The organism is Arthrobacter sp. TB 26, from assembly GCF_000427315.1.
In the GTDB taxonomy this organism is placed as follows: domain Bacteria; phylum Actinomycetota; class Actinomycetes; order Actinomycetales; family Micrococcaceae; genus Arthrobacter.
Map to the genome: position 1 here is coordinate 1 of NZ_AUPJ01000390.1, position 14,224 is coordinate 14,224.

Consider the following 14,224-nt stretch of genomic DNA (forward strand, 5'->3'; position numbering starts at 1 on the left):
CTATAGACAACGTTGTCTGAAGAAAGAGGTTTTTGTGAGCGACACTAGAGTTGGTTCAAATTCGCACCATGAAATCGAGGGGATAGGCACAAAAAGCCCGCCAGGATCAAGCGGTGCCATGAAAAGGACGCTCGGAACCGGGGCCATTGTCTTCATGGTGGTGGCGGCTGCTGCACCGCTCACCGCGGCGACAGGTGTGTTGCCCCTCTCGATTGTCTTTTCAGAGAACTCTGCGGCACCGTTCTATTACGTGATCGCAATGGCGATCCTCTGTTTGTTTGTCGTCGGTTACAACGAACTAAGCAAGCATATACGGAACGTTGGTGGCTTTTACTCGTACATTGAGCGAGGGCTTGGAAGGGTTCCCGGCAACGCCTCGGCGATGCTCGCACTGGGAGCCTACGCTCTGACCGTAGTGGCCTTGACTGTTTATGCGGGGCCGTTCATTACACAGCTCGTCGGCACATTCACCGGCTGGCAGGACTCCCCCTGGTGGCTTTGGTCGCTAGTGTTTTGGGCGCTCATTGCCTTACTCGGATACCGAGACATCGATCTGAGCTCCAAAGTCCTTGGTGTCTTGCTTGTTCTGGAAGCCGTAGCCCTGCTGGTGCTGGACATCGCTATCTTGTCCCAGGGAGGCGCCGAGGGCGTCACAGCCGCGCCCGTAAATCCGGTTGAAGCGATGACGCACGGGTCGCCTGCGAGTGGCATCATGTGGGCCGCGCTTTGTTTCGTCGGATTTGAAGCGACGGCGGTATTCCGCAGTGAGGCCAAAAACCCGGAGAAAACTGTCCCTCGTGCCACCTACCTGGCCGTATTCTCAGTCGGAATTCTGTATCTGTTCACTTCGTTCAGCATCGTTATCGGCGCGGGCTCGGGGAACGTCGTCGGGTTCCTCTCGGCTGACCCAAGCGCAGGAGTCTTCGTGCTCGGCTCTGAGTTTATTTCCCCCGTGTACTCGAACATAGTCAACGTGCTCCTCGTGGGTAGCGTTTTTGCTTGTGCTCTCTCATTTCACAATGTCGTGAGCAGGTACAAAATGGCAATGGGCCAGTCGGGGTTGCTCCCCGCATACTTCGGAAAGGTCCATGTCAGGCACGGAGTTCCATCGAACGCTTCGGCGGTCCTCTCGGGTCTCGTTCTCGTCGGGGTGATCGTGTCTGCAGTCCTCAACCTTGACCCGGTTACGGGGGTGTTCGCTCCGCTCGTGGGCGTTCTGGGGTTCGCCGTTCTGGCTCTCATGGCGCTGACATCCCTGGCTGTCATCTTCTATTTCAACTTTAGACCGACGCTCAAGGTGTCCATATTTGTCAGGATCATCGCGCCGGTACTGGCCATCCTCGGACTTGTATTCGTGCTGATCCTGTCCTTTACGAATATCGACGTGATAACAGGCTCAACCGGAGCATCCATTTTCGCCATCACACTCATGGTCGTCCTGCCCCTGACCGGTGCATTGCTGTCCCTTCGTAAGACGAACTCGGCTGGCATTCAAGACCACTGAACTACGCGACCGACATCGCACCCAGTGTCAGCACTGGACTGGACGGCCTGCACCACCCCCACACCCGCGGCAACAAACACAGCTGCCGGGAATACGACGAACTTCTCCGGCGGGGTTGACAGTTTTCGCAAAAAATAGCCGTAACGCCATGGAGGCAACGAATGAATGAAAATCAATCAAGAGTCGTAATCGTTACCGGCGGCGCGAGCGGCATCGGTCGCGCAATCGTCGAGCGCTTTCTGGAGGAGGGCGACAAAGTAGCGATTGCAGACGTCAACCTTAAGGCCGCCGAGCAGGTCGTCGCGGACTTGCAGCAACCCCCGAGTCGACTGCGGGCAATCGCAACCGACGTGACCAAGGAAGAAAGCGTCAGCCGGGCATTTGATGCTGTGGTTCACGCGTGGAATCGCGTGGATGTCGTGTGCGCGAACGCTGGCATCTATCCCGGTGCCCGGATGGAGGACATCACGGAAGACGATTGGCAACTTGTTCAAAACGTCAACTTGAGGGGGGCCTTCTATTGCGTGAAGCACGCCGCCCGGTTGATGCGGAAGCAGGAGTTCGGACGGATCGTCATCACTTCCTCAATCACGGGGGCAGTCACAGGGTTCCCTGGCTGGACGCACTACGGAGCCTCCAAGGCGGGTCAATTAGGGATGATGCGATCTGCCGCACTGGAGCTGGCGAAAACGGGGATCACTGTCAACGCTGTGATGCCGGGGAACGTTCGCACTCCTGCTTGGGACGACCTGTCCGAGGATTACATCGCATCGACAGTGAAAAGTATCCCTGTTGGCAGACTGGCGACTCCAGCAGATATTGCGCACGCGGTCAGCTTCTTTGCCGATCGCAGATCCTCCTACATCACAGGCCAGACTGTCATCGTCGATGGTGGTCAGATTCTTCCAGAGATTCAGCTGCCTGACTAACAGTTATATTCAACGCGAGTGGCTAGGGCGTCACGGTGCCCCGAAGTTGCGTGGACCTTCCGCCCGGATTCCATGAGTTTCCGGGCGGGAACTGCTCGAGGGCATGATCGCCGAGGTCCTTGGGGGCACCGTCGACCCGACGAGCCCGTTGGCGAACCGCTGCACGCCGACTTCATCGGCTCCCTCACCCCCATACATGGCGGCGGTCAGCGTCGAGGCGCTCCTTCACGGGGCCACCCGCATGGAGGAGCGCGCCACGGCAGCAGGTGTCGACGTCACCCTTTCCATCGGTGAGGGCCGGCAGCACGCCTACCCTTTCCTGGCCGGACGTCCCGACCTCGTAGCGCGGGAGTTTGAGAAGGCCGCCGCCTGGTACCGGAAGTAGCAACCATCCATCATCCACCACTCTCACCCAGCATCAGAACAACAAAGGAGTTCGCCATGACTGTAAAGACCACCGGCCGCACCGTTGACGCCGTCGTCATCGGTGCAGGCTTCGGCGGCATCTACGCCGTCCACAAGCTGCACAACGAACTAGGCCTCACCACGGTCGGTTTTGACAAGGCCGCCGGCCCCGGCGGCACCTGGTACTGGAACCGCTACCCGGGTGCCCTCTCCGACACCGAGAGCTACGTCTACCGGTTCTCCTTCGACCGCGACCTGCTGCAGAGCGGCACATGGAAGAACACCTACGTCACCCAGCCCGAGATCCTGGAATACCTTGAGGACGTCGTCGACCGTTTCGGCCTGCGCCGGCACTTCCGCTTCGGAACCGAGGTCAAGTCCGCCATCTACTTGGAGGATGAGGCTCTGTGGGAGGTCACCACGGACGCCGGCGACGTGTACCGCGCGAAGTACGTCGTCAACGCGGTCGGACTACTCTCTGCCGTCAACCTGCCGAACCTGCCTGGCCTGGACACCTTCGAAGGCGACATCATCCACACCGCCGCCTGGCCCGAGGGCAAGGACCTCGCAGGCCACCGCGTCGGCGTCATTGGCACCGGCTCCACCGGCCAGCAGGTCATCACGGCCCTGGCACCGGAGGTCGAGCACCTGACCGTTTTCGTCCGGACCCCACAGTACTCCGTCCCGGTCGGCAATCGCCCCGTCACGACGCAGCAGATCGATGCCGTCAAGGCCGATTACGATCGGATCTGGGAACAGGTTAAGGCTTCCTCCGTGGCCTTCGGATTCGAGGAGAGCACCGTGCCGGCGTTGGCTGTCTCGGAGGAGGAGCGNCCGCCGCGTCTTCGAGGAGGCTTGGCAGCATGGCGGCGGATTCCGCTTCATGTTTGCCACCTTCGGTGACATCGCCACGAACGAGGAAGCCAACGAGGCAGCAGCGTCCTTCATCCGTTCCAAGATCGCCGAAATCATTGAGGACCCGGAGACGACCCGCAAGCTGATGCCGACAGGCTTGTTCGCCCGGCGCCCGCTGTGCGATAACGGCTACTACCAGGTCTTCAACCGGCCGAACGTGGAAGCCGTCGCCATCAAAGAGAACCCCATCCGCGAAGTCTCCGCCAAGGGTGTGGTGACCGAGGACGGTGTCCTGCACGAAATGGATGTGATTGTCTTCGCCACCGGGTTTGACGCCGTGGACGGCAACTACCGGCGGATGGAGATCCGCGGCCGCGAAGGCCTAAGCATCAACGATCACTGGGACGGCCAGCCGACCAGCTACCTGGGCATCTCCACGGCGAACTTCCCCAACTGGTTCATGGTGCTGGGCCCGAACGGCCCGTTCACAAATCTGCCGCCGAGCATCGAGACACAGGTCGAGTGGATTGGCGACACGATCGAATACGCCGAGCGCAACGGGCTGCGGGCGATTGAGCCCACGCCAGAGGCCGAGTCCGAATGGACCGAGACCTGCACCCAGATTGCCAATATGACGCTGTTCACCAAGGTCGACTCGTGGATCTTCGGCGCGAACATTCCGGGCAAAAAGCCCAGCGTACTGTTCTACCTCGGCGGTTTGGGTAGCTACCGTGCCGTCTTGGACGACGTCACCACTACTGGATACCGCGGCTTCGAGCTCAAAGCGGCCGACCAGGTCCCGGCCTAGGTGTAATTCCCACACCTAGGGCGCGTACCCCAAGTAGCAGGGCTCCGATGGAGCACGGCTTACAGAGTAGTGGCAGTGAGATGATTTCTGACCCGGACCTGTCGATGGTTAGAAATTCCCGAGTCACGATCCGCAAGCACAATCAATACAGCGAATTGCGATACGAAAGGCAGCTTCATGGGAGACCATGCAGATTGGAATGATTTGGCCGGCCGGCAGGTCCAAGTTCAGAAAGGAGGGCAAACCATCAGGACGGGGTATGTCAAGGATGTAGCGGTTACTGAGGACGCTCTCTGGCTGGAAGCCTACGGCGCCGAACCTCGAACCCTGTACACAAAAGCGCAGGGCTATACCGCCCTAGCTATCCCAGTCAGCGATGTGAGCACGTCATGAACATCCAGGATGTGAAACCCCTCGAAATCAAGGTCCAAGACAGGGCCTCCATGGACGAAGACATCACGGCGGCGGTTGACCGGATGATCGAGGAGGCGAGGCGGCAACGAATGCATGGCGTCCTGGTGACCCGGCTCGGAGATGGGCACTTCGTCGTCGGGCTCAGCAATGCAGTCCCCTTCGGCTATACGGAACAACTCGATTTCCGACGCCTAACCGGCTGAGGGTCCGGACACCGTTTCGGCGTTCCAGCCGTTTGGTGGCCCCTTCGAGTAAAGCGTGGTGAGGCCCTCGGCCACGCTGGGGTCCAAAGCGAGCCAACAGAGCCGTACGGCCGGGAGTTACCGGTTCAGCGACGAAGTCATTAACAGGGGCACGACCGTCCTGATCATTTTGATGTCCGGGATGGTGGGTGGCGGCTTCCTTCTCTGGTTCATAGCCGACACCTTTCTTGACGGTGAGACGCGGGACATCATCGGAATCTCTGGTGCGTGCGTCCTCATCGCCGGAGTCACGCTGCCCGTCGCGGCATCAAGTGGCCATACACCTGCTCGGTTGTTCGCGTAGATGCGTGCCCCAGGCGGCGGGAGACGGTGAAGAGCGAGACCCGTCCTGAATCAGCCAGGACGCTTGGGTGTGGCGCAGGTCGTGGATTCGGGGTGACTTCTTCAGGCCACGGGCCTGGGCCTCCTCCACTTCGGGAACCCAGTAGTGGTGCCAGTACAGCTTGTGGACAATGCGCTCGCCCTTGGGCGTGGTGAACAGAAGATCTGAGCCTGGCCGGCGGGCCACTAGCGGAATCAGGACCTCAACCAAATGAGGATTCAAGGAAACCGCTCATCCTCTGCCTTTTCGCCAGACGGCAACTGGACGCCCCGGCACGGATTATCCTTCCGGTATCCGAGACAGCCGCCGTCTCCGTCGCCGAGAAAATCAAGTCTTGGTTGTTCTTGTTGGTTTTTGCCGACCGGCCTTTGGTCTGCATCGTCTTCATCCAATAGGTCAAATGCCGGTAGTCGAGCTTGTCCACCGGGATATGCCCAATCACGTCCTCGATGTGCAGCTTCAACATGGTCTGATACGTGTGGACGGCGCCAACGGAAGGCCGGACCAGGCGTCAAGGAGTCGCTTCAGGGTGATGGCTTCGGATTCCGTGGGCAGCGTGATGCCCTGTTCCGTGCGGTTGGCCGGGTCCCGCCAGCAGACCATAAAGGACGTCGTACCGTCCTTTTTCTGCGTTTTCGAATGCTAGCCATAGAAAAAATGCTGCGCCGCTGTCCACACTTTTAGTACTTTTGTCCACATTCAGCGCCCCAAAGGGCGGCTGACCTGAGGAAACACTGTGCCCGCGGTGGGACTCGAACCGGGTTCCAGCACTTCAAAATCCGCCACTCCCCCGCAAACATCGCCAATCCGGCCCAGTCCGAACCGATCCGAAGCCCAGGGTGTGCACATTGTGCGCACCCTCTTTCTTGCCCACTTCGGCGCCCCAACCAGGCTGCCTAAACGGCCGTCCGAGCGGGACAGTTGTGTCTTGCGCGCGATTTCGCTCCGACATGAAGAGTCGGCCTCCGGAACCGGACCGGCCCCGAACAAGCACCGCACCAGGGGGCGGCCCTCATGCTGGAAATCGACGAACATCATGGCGGCGGTCTCCTCCTTTCCGAACATCTCATGGAGGCGGTGCGTGGTCCAATTCTTTTTTACAGTTAGCGCCAGAGGAAGGTCAGGTCTCACCAAATGCCCCGGAGCCGGTGGCCAGTCTGTCGTGCCGGCCTTCAAGAACCGAGCCCCAGGAGGCGGACGGCGTTGTGCTTGAGGATCTTGGGCGGGACCTCGTCCTTGAGCGGAAGGTCCGCAAAGGCGCCCACATTTCTGCGGCGTGATGAGGGGGAAGTACTTGGGCGACCAACCGGAGAGATCGATGAAGACGTTGGCTTTGTGCGTGGCAATGTAGTTGGCCTCGTCCTGCCACGGCACTGAGGGGTGGGCCGTGATGATTTGAAGCTCAGGGAAGTCCGCGGCGACTGCGTCCAGCAGCAGCGGGTTGGAGTGTCCGAGCTTGATCCCGTAGCCGTCCGGAAGTCCGGCGCCCATGCCGTTCTGACCGGTGTGGAAAATCGCTGGCAGCCCGACTTCCTGCAGGGTGGCCCAGAGCGGTAGAACTGTTCGTTGGACGGGTCGAAGCCCTGCAGAGACGGGTGGAACTTGAAGCCGCGGGCATCCAGGTCGATGGCTTGGTGTTCGGCGCCCCCGATGACTTCGGCACCGGTGCGCGGATCCACACTGTCGAAGGGAATCAGCACGTCGTTGTTCCGTGCCGCGCCGGCGATGAGCGCGGGGATGCTGTTGGGCTCGTGTTTGAGCTGGGTGCGGGCGTCCACGGTGAACACGACGGCGGCCAAATTGAGTCCGCGGTAGATATCGGCGATGCGGTCCAGCGACGGCGTCCGGCCCTCGACTTGAAGTATTTCGCGGATGCTTCGGTCAGGGCCGGCGGAAGGGCTCCGTGGCCGAGTCCGTCCACTTCGACGTGGACGTGCATGTCGATCGCGTCGAGCTTCGCGGCGTCGATGCCGAGTTCATAACGCTGAGTTGCCGCTGCCATGTCAGCGGCCACCCGACGTGAACCCGAGCGAACCCAGGAATAGATCGTGAGTCCTGTTCTTGAGATGCTCATCCTTGCGTTGCATGAGCTCGTTCCTGACCTGCCGGCCTTTGTGGTGCTCCAATTCTATTTGTTTCATTGGGTCGAAGTTTCGCACCCACAGGCTATTTCTTGCTGACAGGGCCGACGGTGGATGCAATCGGCCGCAGTGTCACGTGTCACGATTCACGTCCACAATGATGCAGAACACAAAGTACAGCATCACGGCTATACCGGACATGCAAACTCGCGGAATGGCCGCCGGCGGAGTGGCGAGGAAATAGAGGATGTTGAATCAGCCCTTCTGATGGACCCAGTCCAACGAGGCATAGTGCAGGAGGTGTTCCGGACGTCACCGGATCACTGGAGTCTTGAGCAGCGCTGTGGCCCGGCCCAGGTCGGCTGTGCCCATCTCGAAGGCCGCCTGGGTGATCAACTCGGGCACGATCTCCGACGCCAGACGGTCGGTGTACCTTGCAGGGTCCAGGCCGAACCAGGACGCCGCTACCGCAATACCGGCATGGTCAAAGCGCCACAGCCGGTCGGCGTCCCGCATCAGCGCATCTTCCAGCGAGTATGCGAGGGGCCGGGTGTCGTGTCCGTCGATGATGGCGCAGACACGTTCGATGAAGTCTCCCGAATAGCCCAGCCCTGGCAGGACCCGCCGGGCGACCTCCAGGCCCCGCTGCTCGTGCTCGAAACGGATGTCCGCTTTGCGCCAGTCGCCGGTGAAGCCCTCGGAGATGATGCGGGATTCATCCACGTGCGCCCAGCCCGTGTCGTGCAAAACGATTGCCACCCGGACCAGGTCGGAATCGGCATCGGGATATGCACGGCACAGCCGCTCGGCGAAGGCCAGGGAGATCGGCAGGTGGATGTCGTTCCCGCGGGCGCGGGTCTCCGGAACAATTGTGCGCCAGAGATCATCCAACTCCCCGAGGGCAGCCGGGGTGGTGACTATTGGAGTGGTATCCACTGGCCCCACGGCTGGGATCGGCCGGACTGGGTAGGTGGCAGCGAAAGCGTCGGCGCGAGTCGTGTCGATCGCGGGTGCGGTGTCGTTGTTCATGGGTCTCCTTGCGGGTTACGGGTGGCGGCCGGAGTCAGCCGTCTGTGGCGATGGTTTTCAGGACGGTGGAGGGATCGGCCGCGGCTTCGGCCGGGATGTTTTGGCCCTTGGCCAGGACGTTCTTCACGGCCATGAAGTCCAGCGGGGCATTGACGCAGTCCGCGGCGATGATCCGTCCGTCACGGTAGTAGAGGACGGAGAATTTGCCGCGCTGCTCGTCGTGCCGGACCACGGTCTGGTCATAGCCCAGGGTCAGGCCCGCGATCTGCAGTTTCAGGTCGGCTTGGTTGGACCAGAACCATGGGATGCCCGCGTAGTCCTCGCGCCGTCCCACGAGTGAGTAGGCCGCCACCTTCGCGTGCTCGATCGCGTTGTTCACGCTCTCCAACCTGATTCGTTCTCCGTCCGGTGCCCCGGGCAGCGGGTTGGGGATGTTGGCCACGTCCCCCACCGCCACGGTGGTGCCATCGGAGGCCAAGGCATACCTGTCCACGACGATGCCGTTGTCCACGTCCAGTCCCAACTGCTCGGCCAGTTCCGTATTGGGAACGACGCCGATCCCCACGAGCACCAGCTGGGCCGGCACAACACCGCCGTTCTGAAGCTCGACGCCTTTAACGGAGCGGCCGTCGGCGGACGGAACCAACCGAACGATGCGAGCATCCACGCGGATGTCGAGGCCGCGTTTTCGGTGCGCCTGGAGGAAAAAGTCGCTGGTCTCCTCGCCGACGGCACGCCCCACAAGGCGTGGTCCGTACTCGAGCACCGTGACGGCTATGCCCATGCTGTGCAGTGATGATGCCGCCTCCAGCCCGATGAAGCCGCCACCTATGACAACAGCTTCACGGACCTTGCCGAGGCGGGCCTTGAGGTCGAGGGCGTCGTCGGCGTTGCGCAGGTAGACAACGCCGTCCAGGTCTGTTCCGGGGACGTCCAGCCTTCGGGCGCGGGCGCCTACGGTGAGGGCCAGACGGGAGAAGGGGTACTGCGTACCGGACGCTGCGAAGGCTGTGCCGCTCCCGTCAGGTGCCTTCTCGATGCGCTCGATACGCTCGCCCTTCACAACGGTGATGTTGTGCTCGTTCCAGTAGTCGGCGGAACGGAAGATCACGTTCTCCTTGTCCACTTTCCCTTGGAGGAATTCTTTGGACAATGCCGGGCGCTGGTACGGGCGGTGGTCCTCGTCGCCCAGCAGGGTGATGTGCTCGTCGAACCCCAGGGCACGCAGGGACACGGCGAGCTGAACACCGGACTGGCTGGCACCGATGATGAGCAGTCCCGTCCGGTTGGCACTGCCGTCCGGACGGTCGGGTGACGCTATGGTGCTGACGTCGGTGACGGGGTTCATGGCTACACCTGCGTCTCGGGAGTGGTGATGTGGAGGTCCTGTCCGTCGCAGAGCTTCAGCTGGCAGGACAGGCGTGAGTTCTCCTGGCGGTCAACGGCAGTGCCGTAGAGCATCTCGTCCTCCATGTCGTCCATGGGAGCGAGGGCTCCGAGCCAGTCACCGGCGACGAAGACGTGGCAGGTGGCACAGGACAGGGATCCTCCGCACTCGGCCACGATTCCAGGAACGCCGTTACGCACGGCAGTCTCCATGACCGAGTCGCCGGCGTGACCCTCAATCTGCCGGACGGAGCCGTCTGCGTCGGTGAAGTAAACGGTAGGCATGATGGTGTCTCCTGTGGCTCTTGTTGTTGCTTTAGACAAACTGACGGCCGCCGTCGACCACCAGGGTCTGGCCCGTCACATACGCGCTGTCGGATCCAGCGAGGAACAGGGCCGCACCCACGATGTCTTCGGGTTCGCAGGGCCGTTTGAGGGCTCCCCTGTCCACACCGTAGCTTTCGGCGTTCTCCATGTGTCCGTAGCTGGCCTCGGTGAGCGTGAAGCCAGGTGCGATCGCATTGACAGTGATTGACCGCCGGCCAAGCTCCTTGGCGAGCACTCGCGTCATGGCTACCGTGCCGCCCTTCGAGGCAACATAGTGCAGCCACTGCTCCGAGCCGCTGAAGATGGTTGCGCTGGCGAGGTTGATGACCCGTCCACCTTCCGTTAGATACGGACTGCACGCCCGGGTCACCAGCCAGGGGCCCTTGAGGTTCACGTTCATGACCAGGTCCCACTCGGCCGGATCAATGTCCTCAAAGGGGGCACGGGTGATCGTGGCATAGATCGCGGCGTTGTTGACGACGACGTCGATGCGGCCGTCACCGAAGGCGGCGACGGCCGCCGCCGTTTCTTCTGTTGAATCAATGTTTGTCACATCCAGCCTGAAGGCCTCAGCCGTACCGCCGGCCTCGCGGACCAGCCGGACGGTGTCCGCCGAACCCTCGGTGTTCACATCGGCGACGGCGACGCGGTAGCCGCGTCCAGCGAATCCGAGCGCAAACGCCCTGCCCAGGCCGCCCGCGGCACCGGTTACCAGGACCGTGCGGCCACCTACTGGTGCAGTCGGCTCAGACATGGACCGGACCGGACTCGTGGGCATGGCTGTGCGCTCCGGGGCCTTCCACGACTGGGGCGTCCAGGATCTGGACCGTGCCCTTGGTCCCGTCCACCCGGAGCAGCTGTCCGGTTTTGATGGTGGTGGAGGCTGAGCCGGTCCCGGTCACGGCCGGGAGCCCGTACTCGCGGCAGACGATTGCGGCGTGGCTCATCATGCCGCCGATGTCCGTGACCGTGGCCTTGATCTTGCCGAAGATCGGGCCCCAGGACGGTGCCGTGACGGTGGCGACCAGGATTTCGCCCTGCTGGATTTCGGAGAGCTGGTCGGCGTCGGTGATGACACGGGCCAGGCCTTCGACGACGCCGGGCGAGGCTGCCATGCCGCGCAGGCCGCCGCCCTCGACCGCTTCGCCCTCGCCCAGCCACTGTTGGACCTGCTCGGTGGTGATACCCCAGAGCATGCGTGTGAAGGGTTCGGTGATGGATTCCGGCGGGGTGTTCAGCGCCGGGGCCGGGCGTGCCGTCTTGAGCGCGTCGACGATCTTGCGGCGGCGCTCGATTTCCTCGGGCCAGACCACGGGGCCGATCGGGCCCTCCGCGCCGACGCCCCAGTTGGCGACCAGATCGAACAGTACGTCGCGGACCTCGTTGCGGGAGAGATAGAGCAAGTCGTCCGGCTCGGTCCAGAAGCCCTCGGCCTGGAGCATGCGCGAGAGTTCGCGGACCTTGCGCCAGAAGACGCCCATGCTCCAGTGCTCGATGTAGAAGTTGTGGTTCTCCACGTAGGGATAGCACATGGCGGCCAGCCCACGCTTCGAATCGAAGGTGGCAAGGGCGTCACCATCGAGGAGTTCGCGGTATTCCTCGACGATCCGGTCCTTCTCGATGATCAGCGCTTCCACCGGGCGCATGATGTTCTGGCCGGCGTCGACGCGCTTGATGTAATCGGCGATGTAGCCGAGCGGGATTTCCTGGTGTTCGTTCCAGTACTTGTCGTGGCCGTAGAAGCCGTTGCCCACGGTGAAGTTGAACCACGGGTCCTTGGCGGCCTCGTACTGGGCCGTCCAGCGGTCCCCGCCGGGGGCCGCGGCGATGGCCGCCAGGGTGGGCTCGACGTCGTCGGTGTTGCCGAAGAGCGACTGCAGCTTGAGTTCGACGGCCAGTTTGGCCAGCCCCTTCAACTCGTCATCCGGGCGGAAAAGCTCCATATCGACGCCCTGAACCATGGTCGCAATCGACTGGTCAGGCATATTCGGGAACGCTTCCTTGCAGAAGTTGAAGAAGTCCAGGTAGGCGATGTACCCGAGGTTCAGGAACTCGAAGTGGTACTGCCAGTTCTGGTAACAGAGCTGGATCAGCCGGTCGTAGCTCTCCAGCAGGATCTCGGATCCGTCCGTGCCCTTGCCGGAGACAATATCCTCCAGGGGAACCATGTCGGGGAGCTTCTTGAAGGACAGTGCTTCCATCTCGTCGATGGTGCCCTTGACCTTGACGTGCCAATGTTTGAGCAGCTCATCCCAGTTCTGGAAGTAGTGTCCCACCCGCTGCTCGAAGTGCGGAACGCGCTCGGCGATCTGCTCCGGCGCAACGGGCAGCGGTGAGAAGTATAGATAGCCCAGGTGGATGCGGAAGTCGATTCCGTTGGCGTTGGGGATCATCAGATGCCGGGCGTTGTACTGGCCCAGACACTTCGACGCGAACTCAGCCCCGACGGTCTCGAACGGTTTGAAGACGGTGGGCCAGTGCTGGCTGTCGCAGAACCAGAACTTGGCATCCTCCTGCTCCCTGAGCTTGTCCTGGAACACCAGGTAGTAGGGATACAGCTTCTCCCAGCCCTCGGCTCCTTCGGGCACTGACAGTTCGGATGGCTTCGGGAACGACTTCATAGGGATCGATGCTTTCTGTGGCGGTCAGAATCTGACGGAGGAGGCGCGAAACAGGTGGTACATCTGGTGCTGGGAACTGCCCGGAGGCCTTGAACGGCTTTAGGCGGAGGGTTTGAGGAGGGATGCGGTGATGCTTCCGAGGCGGGAACCGCCTGTTGCGGGAGCGGGGCTGAGTCCGCTGAAGTAGCCGCCGGCGGCTGCCGGGGACGGGACTGTTTGCGTGACCACGGCCGGTTTGGAGGAGTGCACGGTTTCCGGCCGGGACTGCAGCAGGAGCAGGTTTTCGCCGTCGGGCAGGTCGGTGTCGAGGGCCCACTCGATGTCCTGCGGGCACTTGTAGTGCTTCTCCGCGCGCTTGGCCATCTGCGCGACGGCGGTGAGTTCCGCGTCGCTGAGGCTGCGGCGGCCGCGGCGTTCGGCGTCGACCTCCCGCTCCACCAGGCGGCCGGCCGCGGCGTCCGGGACGAGCTCTGCGTGCTTGTCGCCGAGGTGTTCGGAGATGACGGTCAGGGTGACCTTGTCCAGCATGATGTTGTCCGGGGTGACCTGGCCGGAGACCACCATCTCGCCGACCCCGTAGGAGGAGTCGATGGTGATCTTGGAGCGGTCGCCGTTGGTGGGGTCCATGGTGATCGCGACGCCGGAGACGCGGGCGTTGACCATCTTCTGCACCACGACGGCCATCGAGAGGCCCTCGTTGGGGATGTTGTTTTTTAGCCGGTAAATGATGGCGCGGGAGGTGAACAGCGAGGCCCAGCACTGCCGGATGTGCTCAGTGACGGCCTTGACGCCGTCGAGCCAGAGGTAGGTGTCCTGCTGTCCGGCGAAGGAGGCGTCCGGGAGGTCCTCGGCGGTGGCGCTGGAGCGCACGGCCACCGGGACGGGTGCCTCGAAGCGGGACATCAGGGCCTCGTAGGCGCCGACGGTGAGCTCGCGCATCGCTTGCGGCACCGGGCGGGAGCAGATGTCCTCGCGGATGGCGGCGGAGACCTTGTCCACCTGGCCCATGTCCTCGGGGTCAAGATCGGCCAGGAGCTGGTGAATGTGCCGGGTGATGCCGGCTTCCTCCATAAAGGCGTCGAACTGGGCGGTGGTGACCACGAAGCCGGGCGGGACGGGCATGCCGGCGGAGGTCATGGTGACCAGGGAGGCGCCCTTGCCGCCGAGGTTTTCCAGCTTCGGTTCGATGCCGCCGTCGAAGAACTGGATGTATTCGTTGCTTTGCATATTTCTCAGGCCTTCCAGCTGACGGGGACGGTCTCGGGGACGCGGAAGGACAG

Annotated in this window: 13 protein-coding genes and 1 pseudogene; 6 read left to right on the forward strand and 8 right to left on the reverse strand. The window is 62.2% G+C overall.

The features are described 5' to 3' along the window. The 6 genes from K789_RS0115140 to K789_RS0115160 all read left to right on the forward strand — a co-directional run. Positions 1-1,504: APC family permease (locus K789_RS0115140; protein WP_237739469.1), on the forward strand; the 1,504-nt coding region annotated here is incomplete at its 5' end. A gap of 161 nt (positions 1,505-1,665) precedes the next feature. Further along, positions 1,666-2,433: an SDR family oxidoreductase gene (locus tag K789_RS0115145; RefSeq protein WP_024367497.1), complete on the forward strand. Its 768-nt coding sequence runs from the start codon at positions 1,666-1,668 to the stop codon at positions 2,431-2,433. Between the two features lie 196 nt (positions 2,434-2,629). Continuing rightward, the gene (locus tag K789_RS0115150; protein WP_128081642.1) at positions 2,630-2,818 is read left to right on the forward strand and encodes a hypothetical protein; all 189 of its coding nucleotides are present in this window, start codon (positions 2,630-2,632) and stop codon (positions 2,816-2,818) included. A 56-nt stretch (positions 2,819-2,874) separates the two neighbouring features. After that, positions 2,875-3,741 (forward strand): flavin-containing monooxygenase, encoded by an 867-nt coding sequence (locus K789_RS25820; RefSeq protein ID WP_202805085.1) that lies wholly within the window; start codon positions 2,875-2,877, stop codon positions 3,739-3,741. Beyond that, positions 3,722-4,501 (forward strand): hypothetical protein, encoded by a 780-nt coding sequence (locus tag K789_RS25825; protein ID WP_202805086.1) that lies wholly within the window; start codon positions 3,722-3,724, stop codon positions 4,499-4,501. Before K789_RS25820 ends, K789_RS25825 begins: the two co-directional genes overlap by 20 nt. A 389-nt stretch (positions 4,502-4,890) precedes the next feature. Beyond that, the gene (locus K789_RS0115160; RefSeq protein ID WP_024367499.1) at positions 4,891-5,118 is read left to right on the forward strand and encodes a hypothetical protein; all 228 of its coding nucleotides are present in this window, start codon (positions 4,891-4,893) and stop codon (positions 5,116-5,118) included. A 584-nt stretch (positions 5,119-5,702) separates the two neighbouring features. Here K789_RS0115160 and K789_RS0115170 read toward each other — a convergent pair. The 8 genes and pseudogenes from K789_RS0115170 to K789_RS0115220 form a co-directional block, all read right to left on the reverse strand. Beyond that, on the reverse strand, positions 5,703-5,966 hold the full coding sequence (locus tag K789_RS0115170; RefSeq protein ID WP_024367501.1) for a hypothetical protein: 264 nt from the start codon (positions 5,964-5,966) through the stop codon (positions 5,703-5,705). A 706-nt stretch (positions 5,967-6,672) separates the two neighbouring features. Further along, positions 6,673-7,502, reverse strand: a pseudogene (locus K789_RS23260) (amidohydrolase family protein). Between the two features lie 391 nt (positions 7,503-7,893). Then, positions 7,894-8,610, reverse strand: a complete 717-nt coding sequence (locus K789_RS0115195) for an HD domain-containing protein (RefSeq protein ID WP_024367504.1) — start codon at positions 8,608-8,610, stop codon at positions 7,894-7,896. Positions 8,611-8,644: 34 nt separating this feature from the next. Beyond that, on the reverse strand, positions 8,645-9,958 hold the full coding sequence (locus K789_RS0115200; protein ID WP_024367505.1) for an NAD(P)/FAD-dependent oxidoreductase: 1,314 nt from the start codon (positions 9,956-9,958) through the stop codon (positions 8,645-8,647). Between the two features lie 2 nt (positions 9,959-9,960). After that, complete coding sequence (locus K789_RS0115205; protein WP_024367506.1) at positions 9,961-10,281, reverse strand: 2Fe-2S iron-sulfur cluster-binding protein; 321 nt, start codon at positions 10,279-10,281, stop codon at positions 9,961-9,963. A gap of 31 nt (positions 10,282-10,312) precedes the next feature. Continuing rightward, positions 10,313-11,077: an SDR family NAD(P)-dependent oxidoreductase gene (locus K789_RS0115210; protein ID WP_024367507.1), complete on the reverse strand. Its 765-nt coding sequence runs from the start codon at positions 11,075-11,077 to the stop codon at positions 10,313-10,315. Continuing rightward, positions 11,070-12,944 carry a PEP-utilizing enzyme gene (locus K789_RS0115215; protein WP_029705125.1) on the reverse strand — a complete coding sequence of 625 codons (1,875 nt, stop codon included), beginning with the start codon at positions 12,942-12,944 and terminating at the stop codon, positions 11,070-11,072. Before K789_RS0115215 ends, K789_RS0115210 begins: the two co-directional genes overlap by 8 nt. Before the next feature lie 99 nt (positions 12,945-13,043). Beyond that, positions 13,044-14,224, reverse strand: a 1,181-nt coding sequence (locus tag K789_RS0115220) for a PEP/pyruvate-binding domain-containing protein (protein WP_237739615.1), incomplete at its 5' end; no start/stop codon positions are given.